This is a genomic window from Halomonas sp. ML-15 (genome assembly GCF_014779595.1).
Classification (GTDB): domain Bacteria; phylum Pseudomonadota; class Gammaproteobacteria; order Pseudomonadales; family Halomonadaceae; genus Franzmannia.
Genome location: NZ_JACXZT010000019.1, coordinates 2,262,545 through 2,269,676, shown reverse-complemented (window position 1 = coordinate 2,269,676; position 7,132 = coordinate 2,262,545). Strand labels below are relative to the sequence as shown.

The 7,132-nt window shown below is 67.0% G+C and carries 5 protein-coding genes; 3 read left to right on the top strand and 2 right to left on the bottom strand.

The annotated features are described in order from the left end of the window. Positions 1-168 precede the first annotated feature (168 nt). Both IEI94_RS22310 and rpmE read right to left on the bottom strand, forming a co-directional pair. Complete coding sequence (locus tag IEI94_RS22310; RefSeq protein WP_191169535.1) at positions 169-1,440, bottom strand: malic enzyme-like NAD(P)-binding protein; 1,272 nt, start codon at positions 1,438-1,440, stop codon at positions 169-171. Positions 1,441-1,692: 252 nt separating this feature from the next. Then, positions 1,693-1,908: a 50S ribosomal protein L31 gene (rpmE, locus tag IEI94_RS22305; protein ID WP_089658872.1), complete on the bottom strand. Its 216-nt coding sequence runs from the start codon at positions 1,906-1,908 to the stop codon at positions 1,693-1,695. Positions 1,909-2,087: 179 nt separating this feature from the next. Here rpmE and IEI94_RS22300 point away from each other — a divergent pair, with 179 nt between their 5' ends. The 3 genes from IEI94_RS22300 to IEI94_RS22290 all read left to right on the top strand — a co-directional run bounded on the left by IEI94_RS22300 (position 2,088) and on the right by IEI94_RS22290 (position 7,109). Continuing rightward, complete coding sequence (locus IEI94_RS22300) at positions 2,088-4,343, top strand: primosomal protein N' (RefSeq protein ID WP_224750232.1); 2,256 nt, start codon at positions 2,088-2,090, stop codon at positions 4,341-4,343. Positions 4,344-4,722: 379 nt separating this feature from the next. After that, positions 4,723-6,408 carry an arginine--tRNA ligase gene (gene argS / locus IEI94_RS22295; RefSeq protein WP_191169534.1) on the top strand — a complete coding sequence of 562 codons (1,686 nt, stop codon included), beginning with the start codon at positions 4,723-4,725 and terminating at the stop codon, positions 6,406-6,408. Continuing rightward, positions 6,408-7,109, top strand: coding sequence for an SPOR domain-containing protein (locus IEI94_RS22290; RefSeq protein ID WP_191169532.1), 702 nt, complete (start codon positions 6,408-6,410; stop codon positions 7,107-7,109). Before argS ends, IEI94_RS22290 begins: the two co-directional genes overlap by 1 nt. Positions 7,110-7,132 lie beyond the last annotated feature (23 nt).

Below are 7,132 nucleotides of genomic sequence, written 5' to 3'. Positions count from 1 at the left end.
TAGCACTTCCCCTTGCCGGGCGTGCAGGGGACTTTCACCCCCAAGTCATCCCGAGGCACCACCCTCAGGAACAGCGCCAGTCAGGCGCTGCGCGCCATGCCTGGCGCACCCATCAAAAATGCCGGCCCCACTGGGGCCGGCATCGCGTAACGCAGAGCCTGATGACGCTTAGACGCCGTAGACCTCGTCGACGCTGTTCAGCGGATAGTGCGCCGGGAACGGCTTGCGCGCCACGCCGGAGTCCACTGCGGCCTGGGCCACCGCCGCCGAGACGCGATCAAGCAGGCGCGTATCGAGTGGCGTGGGCAGGATGTAGCCGCGGCCAAACTCGAGGGTGTCGAGCTCGTAGGCGTCCAGCACATACTGGGGCACCGGCTCCCGCGCCAGATCCTTGAGCGCATGCACCGCCGCCACCTTCATCTCCTCGTTGATCGCCGTGGCCCGTACGTCCAGCGCGCCGCGGAAGATAAACGGGAAACCCAGCACGTTGTTGACCTGATTGGGGTAGTCGGAGCGGCCGGTGGCCATGATCACATCGTCACGCGCCGCATTGGCGACGTCGGGATGAATCTCCGGATCCGGGTTGGAGCAGGCAAACACCACCGGATTGGGCGCCATCTTCTTGAGCTGCTCGGCGGAGAGCAGGTTAGGCCCAGACAGCCCCAGGAAGACATCAGCCCCTTCGATGGCGTCGTCGAGGGTGCGCTTGTCGGTCTCGGTGGCGAACATCGCCTTGTACTGGTTGAGATCGTCGCGACCGCTATGGATCACACCCTTGCGGTCGAGCATGAACAGGTTCTCGGCCTTGGCGCCACAGGCGACCAGCAGCTTCATGCAGGCAATCGCCGCCGCACCGGCGCCGAGACATACGATACGCGCCTCTTCGAGGGACTTGCCGGCAATATCCAGGGCGTTGAGCATGCCCGCCGCGGTGACGATGGCGGTGCCGTGCTGGTCGTCGTGGAATACCGGAATATTGCAGCGCTCGACCAGCGCCCGCTCGATCTCGAAACACTCCGGCGCCTTGATGTCCTCGAGGTTGATGCCCCCCCAGGTGATGGCAACGCGCGCCACGGTATCGATAAAGGCCTGGGGGCTCTCGGCATCGACCTCGAGGTCCACCGAATTGATGCCGGCAAAGCGCTTGAACAGCACCCCCTTGCCTTCCATTACCGGCTTGCTCGCCAGTGGACCGAGGTTACCCAGGCCGAGGATCGCCGAACCATCGGAGATCACCGCCACCAGATTGCCCTTGCCGGTATAGAGATAAGCGTTTTCGATGTCCTTGGCGATCTCGCGGCACGGCTCGGCCACGCCGGGGCTATAGGCCAGTGCCAGGTCCTTGGCCGAGGCGGTCGGCTTGGTGAGCTCGACGGAGAGCTTCCCGGGGATCGGCTTGGCGTGATAGTCCAGCGCGGCTTGCTTCTTGGCGTCTGTCATATGCGTAATTGTCCAGTCGTCTTCAACGAGATAGTCGAGTCAGAATATAGAAAAACGCTCAGCCTCACAACTTGATCCAAGTTGCTGTCATTCAAGACTTTTAATCGAATGTTTGAAGGAGTTTCCAGATATTTATTACAACTTATAGCTGACTCATCAGGCATAACGTCCAGCTTATTGTCACCCACCGAAACGCGGGGCACAAAAAACCCGCCGAGCGGCGGGTTCTTGTACGAGCCAACGGCGAAGCGATCAGCCGCGCTTGACGGCGGCACCGAAGCGCTTGTTGAAGCGTTCGACGCGGCCACCGGTGGTCGCCTGCTTCTGCTTGCCGGTGTAGAACGGGTGGCACTGTGAGCAGACGTCCAGGTTGAAATCCTGGCCAGAGGTCGAGCCAACCTCGAAGGTAGCGCCGCAGCTACAGGTAGCGCTGACCTTCTTGTAATCGGGGTGGATACCTTGTTTCATCTTGGAGCCTCATGATGCTGTATGCCGCCACCTGATCACCTGCCAGGCACCGCATACGGTTGTCATACAGTTGTCATGCAGTTTTCAGCGCAACGACAGACCGGGTGGTTTCGTAGCCACGAGGTCGCGCCCCGAGCCCGAAGGGCACGCATCTTAGCAGAACCAGCCGCGGAGGCCAATTGCCCGCCACCTCTTTTGCCATACCCGATGCATCACGCCCACCGCAGGTACTGGCCGTCGCCGTGCCCACGCCACTGCGCAGGCTGTTCGACTACCGTCCCTGCGCCACGCCCCCACCCGACGGCTGGCAGCCGGGGCTACGCGTACAGGTACCGTTCGGCCGTCGCGAGGTGATCGGCATCGTCGTCGAATGTCGCTCCCACAGCGACTTCCCGCTGGCCGACCTCAAGCCGGTCAGCGCCTGGCTCGACAGCACCCCGCTACCCCAGGACTGGCTGTGGCTGTGCCGCTTCACGGCGCGCTACTACCAGCACTCGCTGGGCGATACCCTGCACCAGTCCCTGCCGCTGCTGCTGCGCCAGGGCCGGCCGCTGGAAGCCCGCACCCGCGAACGCTGGCAGCTCACCGAGCGTGGCAGCACCGCCCCGCCTGATACGCTGGGCCGCGCGCGCCGCCAGGCCGAGCTGCTGGCGCTGCTCAAGCAGCACCCCCGCGGCCTGGCGGTTGGTGCCATCACCGCCCAGGGCTTCACTCGCGCCCAGCTCGACGGTTTGCACGATAAAGGTCTCGCCGAGGCCAGCAGCGAGCCGCTGATTGCCGCGCCAGCACCGGCCGCCAACCAGCTGCTCGCCGAAGCCAGCCTGCCCCTCAAGCGCGAGCAGGCCGAGGCGCTGGCCGCCATGCATGAAGGGCTCGACCGCTTCCACCCCTGCCTGCTGCACGGCGTCACCGGCAGCGGCAAGACCGAGGTTTACCTGCAGCTGATCGAAGCGGTGGTGGCGCGCGGTCGCCAGGCGCTAATACTGGTGCCCGAGATCGGCCTCACCCCGCAGACCCTGCAGCGCTTCCGCAAGCGTTTCAGAGTACCGGTGGTGGCCCTGCACTCGGGGCTCTCCGACGGTGAACGCCTCGACGCCTGGCTGGCCGCCGCCAGCGGCCGCGCGCCGATCGTGATCGGCACCCGTTCGGCGATCTTCACCCCCCTGGCGAGCCCCGGGGCGATCATCGTCGACGAGGAGCATGACGGCTCGCTCAAGCAGCAGGATGGGCTGCGCTACCACGCCCGCGATCTGGCCGTGGCGCGCGCCCATCGCGACGGCATCCCGCTGGTGCTGGGCAGCGCCACGCCGTCGCTGGAGACCCTGGCCCAGGCCCACGGCGGCCGCTACCGCCACCTGCGCTTGACCCGCCGCGCCAGCCGCCACGCCCCGGCGCGCATGGAGCTGGTCGACCTGCGCGGCCGCCCGCGCCGCGGCGGCCTGGTGGCGCCGGTGATCGAGACCATCCGCACCACCCTGGCCGCCGGGCATCAGGTGCTGGTATTCATCAACCGCCGCGGCTTCGCTCCCACCCTGGCCTGCCACGCCTGCGGCTGGATGGCCGAGTGCGATCACTGCGATGCGCGCCTGACGCTGCATCGCCAACCCCACCATCTGGCCTGCCACCACTGCGACCACAAGCAGGCGCTGCCCGACGCCTGCCCAAGCTGCGGCAGCGCCGACCTGCGCCCGCTGGGGGCCGGCACCGAGCGCACCGAGGAAACCCTCGCCGAGCTGTTCCCTGAGGTACCGGTGCACCGCATCGACCGCGACAGCACGCGGCGCAAGGATGCTCTCGAGAACATGCTCGTCGAGGTCAGGCGCGGCGAGCCCTGCCTGCTGGTCGGCACCCAGATGCTGGCCAAGGGCCACCACCTGCCCCACGTCACCCTGGTGGTGGTGGTCAATGCCGACGCCGGCCTCTACGCCAGCGACTTCCGCGCCCTGGAGCAGAGTGCCCAACTGCTGGTGCAAGTGGCCGGACGCGCTGGACGCGCCGAGCACCCTGGCCGGGTGCTGGTACAGACCCTGCACAGCGACGACCCTCAGCTCCGCCAGCTGGCCGACAACGGCTATGATGCGCTGGCCGAGCAGCTGCTCGCCGAACGCCGCGTCGCCGGCCTGCCGCCCTACCGCTTCATGGCCCTGGCGCGCTTCGAGTCACCCCGCGAGGCCGACGCCACGGCGCTGGCCGCCGCTGCAGGGCAAGCCCTGCGCGAGTGGCTGGCGGCCAGCAGCGAGGTCTACTGCCTGGGCCCGGTACCGGCGCCCATGGAGCGGCGCCAGAACCGCTACCACGTCCAGCTGATGCTGAGCAGCGCCCAGCGCAGCAAGCTCCACGAGGCCAGCGCCTGGCTGGTGGCGTGGCTGGAGGCGAGCCGCGATGCGCGCCGGGTCAGATGGTCGCTGGATATCGATCCGCAGACGCTGAGCTAAGCTTGGCGCTCACTCGGCGCAAGCGGCGCCAGGCGAGGGCATGAGCGAAACTTCTTTTTCAGGGGTGAGGAGGACTCCTCCTCACGGGTAGGCCATGGATGGCCTACCCCGGCCCTACAAGCGAAGCAGGATAGCGTAGCGCTGTATGAAAAATGGAGCGCCCAAGGAAGGGTTCACAGCGTCTTCGCGAAAGGCTGTGCCCGGTAAAGCCGCAGCCATCGGCCGCGATGAGAAGGGGAACAGCCGCGCAATGCTCCCACCAAGCGTTCGCCTCTGCTTTCTTGCATAGGGTTTAAAGCCGGCCCGCAATTGCCGATAATGGGCGGCCAAGCCGTTTCGGCCGTTGCCACGCCACGCGCCACAGGACACCAGAACACTCATGAAAGAGACCATCATCGCGCTGCTCGACGAGGCACTTGCCAGCCTGAAGCAGCAGGGCGTGCTGCCCGCCGATGCCGCGCCGACCATCAAGGTCGACCCGACCAAGGACAAGGCTCACGGCGACTACGCCACCAACTTGGCGCTGATGCTCGCCAAGCCCGCCGGCAAGAAGCCCCGCGAGCTGGCCGAGGCGCTGGTCGCCGCGCTGCCCGAGTCCTCTGCCGTGAGCAGCACCGAGATCGCCGGCCCCGGCTTTATCAACTTCTTCGCCGCCACCGACGCCGTCGCCCAGGTGGTGCACCAGGTACTCGACGCCGGCGACACCTTCGGTCGCAGCCTGATCGGTCGTGGCGAGAAGGTGCAGGTGGAGTTCGTGTCGGCCAACCCCACCGGACCGCTGCACGTCGGCCACGGCCGCGGCGCGGCAATCGGCGACTCGATCTGCCGGCTGCTCGAGGCCACCGGCTTCGACGTCACCCGCGAGTTCTACTATAACGACGCCGGCGCCCAGATCAGCAACCTGGCGCTCTCGGTGCAGGCCCGTGCCAAGGGCCTCGGTCCCGACGACCCCAGCTGGCCGGAAGACGGCTACCGCGGTGGCTATATCGAGGACGTCGCCACCAGCTACCTGGCCGGCGAGACGATCCACGCCGACGACCGCCACGTCACCGCCAAGGCCGATGCCGACGACCTCGACGCCATCCGCGATTTCGCCGTCGCCTATCTGCGCCGTGAACAGGACCTCGATCTCAAGGCCTTCGGCGTCACCTTCGACGTCTACTTCCTCGAGTCGTCGCTCTACGACGACGGCAAGGTCGAGGATACCGTGACCAAGCTGGTCGAGGGTGGCCACACCTACGAAGAGGACGGCGCCCTGTGGCTGCGCACCACCGATTTCGGTGACGACAAGGACCGCGTGATGCGCAAGCGCGACGGTGGCTACACCTACTTCCTGCCCGATGTCGCCTACCACCTCGACAAGTGGCAGCGGGGCTTCAAGCAGGTAATCAACGAACAAGGGGCCGACCACCACTCCACGGTGACCCGCGTGCGCGCCGGCCTGCAGGCGCTGGAGACCGGCATCCCCCAGGGCTGGCCGGACTATGTGCTGCACCAGATGGTGCTGGTCACCCGCTCCGGGGTCGAGGTCAAACTCTCCAAGCGCGCCGGCAGCTACGTGACCCTGCGCGACCTGATCGACGAGGTCGGCCGCGACGCCACGCGCTACTTCCTGGCCGCACGCCGTGCCGACTCGCAATTGACCTTCGATATCGACCTGGCCCGCTCGCAGTCCAACGACAATCCGGTCTACTACGTGCAGTACGCCCATGCCCGTGTGTGCAGCGTGCTGCGCCGCGCCAAGGCCGACGGCAAGCCGTTCGATCACGCCCTGGCCATGGCCAGCCTGGCCCAGCTAGACACTGACCAGGAGAAGGCGCTGATGAACCGCCTGGCGCGCTTCCCGGAGGTGGTCGAGCACGCCGCCGGCAACCGCGAACCGCAGCAGATCGCCCAGTACCTGCAGGACCTGGCCGCCGACTTCCACACCTGCTACAACGCGGTGAAGGTGATGGTCGATGACGACGCGCTGCGCAACGCGCGCCTGGGGCTGGGCCTGGCAACCCGCCAGGTGATCCGCAACGGCCTCGACCTGCTGGGCGTCAGTGCCCCCGAGGAGATGTAATGGCCCGCCGCCCTGCGCCCAAGAAACGTGGCGCCGCGCCGCGCCGCCGCGCCCCGGCTCAGCGTCGCGGCGTACCCGGCTGGCTATGGGGCGTGGCCGGCCTGGTGGCCGGCTTCTTCCTCGCCCAGTACGTGCAGGAGAGCGCCCCTACGCCGATGGCCACGGTGCTGCCCAAGCCATCCTCGAGTCCGCCAAGCGATAGCGCCGAGGAGAGCCCTGACGAGCCGCGCATGCCGACCTTCGAGTTCTATACTCTGCTGCCGGAATCCGAGGTGGTCGCGCCACGCTCCGAGGTGGTGGTCCCCCCCCAGCCACCGACACCCAGCGAGGACACCGCCAGCGCCGAGCCGCCCAGCGACGAGACCGTGGACCCGATTGCCGAGCAGATCGCCCGCACCACCGCTGCCGACGAAGCAACCGCTGAGCAAGCCCCCACTGACGCGCCCAGTCCAACCGCCGAGAGTAGCCGCTATATGCTCCAGGCCGCGTCATTCCGCGAGTCCGGCGACGCTGAGCAGCTCGCCGGTCGACTGCGCAATTTCGGCCTTCAGGCGCAGATAAGCGAGGTCCAGTCCGGCGAAAACGAAACCTGGCACCGCGTTCAGGTCGGCCCCTACGACGATACCCGCGAGCTCAATCGCGCTCAGGACCTGATGCTGACCCAGGGCATCGAACCGCTGATGATCCGGCTTCAGAACTAGCCGGCATTGCCGGGCGGTTGATT